The sequence below is a fragment of the Acinetobacter sp. CIP 101934 genome (assembly GCF_000369585.1).
GTDB classification, from domain to species: domain Bacteria; phylum Pseudomonadota; class Gammaproteobacteria; order Pseudomonadales; family Moraxellaceae; genus Acinetobacter; species Acinetobacter schindleri.
On record NZ_KB850090.1, the window covers coordinates 1 to 1171 of the forward strand.

The 1171-nt window shown below is 45.3% G+C and carries 1 protein-coding gene; it reads right to left on the reverse strand.

The window, feature by feature from the left end; genetic code table 11:
- Window positions 1-157: 157 nt before the first annotated feature.
- The coding region (locus F899_RS00005) for a zinc-dependent alcohol dehydrogenase (protein WP_005220089.1) at window positions 158-1171 on the reverse strand (1014 nt) is incomplete at its 5' end.

The following is a 1171-nucleotide window of genomic DNA, read 5'->3' on the forward strand; positions in this document are numbered from 1 at the left end:
CCACTTACCCAAGTTACGCCTTAAATTTGGCTCAATTAGGGGCGCTTTGCATTTCAAATCTTTGTGCAACAAAGCCCTTAAAAACAAGAAAAAGAGGATTGATAAAATGATGATAAAAAATAAAAAAGCGCCTGATGGCGCTTTCCTTTAATCATATTTATGGCGTCAGAATCACTTTACGACAGTCTTCTTCTTTTTTATCAAAAATACGGTAACCTTCCGCAGCATCTTCCAGTTTCATGCGATGGGTAATAATCAGATCTGGAGACAGATCTCCATTTTCAATATGTTCTAGCAACTGCGGCAAGTAGTTATGCACATGGGTTTGTCCCATTTTAAAGGTTAAACCTTTGTCAAAGGCATCACCAAACAGGAAGCCATGAATTGGACCGGCATAAACTCCAGGTACACTCACCACACCGCCGCGGCGGACCGCTGCAATACATTGTCTTAACGCTGAACCACTCGAACCTTCTAATTTCAGGTTGGTCATTACGGTTTCCAGCATGCTGCCTTTAGCTTCAAAACCGACCGCATCAATGACGGCATCGACTCCACGATAACCCGTGGTATTTTGAATGATAAATTCAGCGGCATCGACTTCATCAAAATTGACCGGAATCACTCCATAGGTTTGATGTGCGAAACGCAGACGATAAGGATGGTGATCGACCATAAAAATCTGCTCGGCACCGAGCATCCGCGCACAGGCAGCAGCCAGCAGACCGACTGGGCCAGCACCATAAATCGCCACACTGGAACCTCGACCAACTTGGGCATTGTTCACTGCTTGCCAGGCGGTTGGTAGAATATCGGTCAGGAATAATACTTTTTCATCAGGCAGGGAGCCTGGCACTTTAAATGGTCCGACATTGCCCTTGGGGATCCGCACATATTCAGCTTGACCACCCGGTATACCACCATACAGATGGCTAAAGCCAAATAAAGCTGCCCCTGGTGGAATCTGTTTTTTATTGAGAATTGCACCACGGCCGGTATTGGTATTTTCACAGGCAGCCATTAGTTCATGTTCACAGAAAAAACAGTGACCGCATGCAATCACAAAGGGAATAATTACCCGATCACCTTTTTTGACTTCGGTTACTTGTGGGCCGACTTCTTCTACAATTCCCATAAATTCATGGCCGAAAATATCACCGTCTTCAGTGGC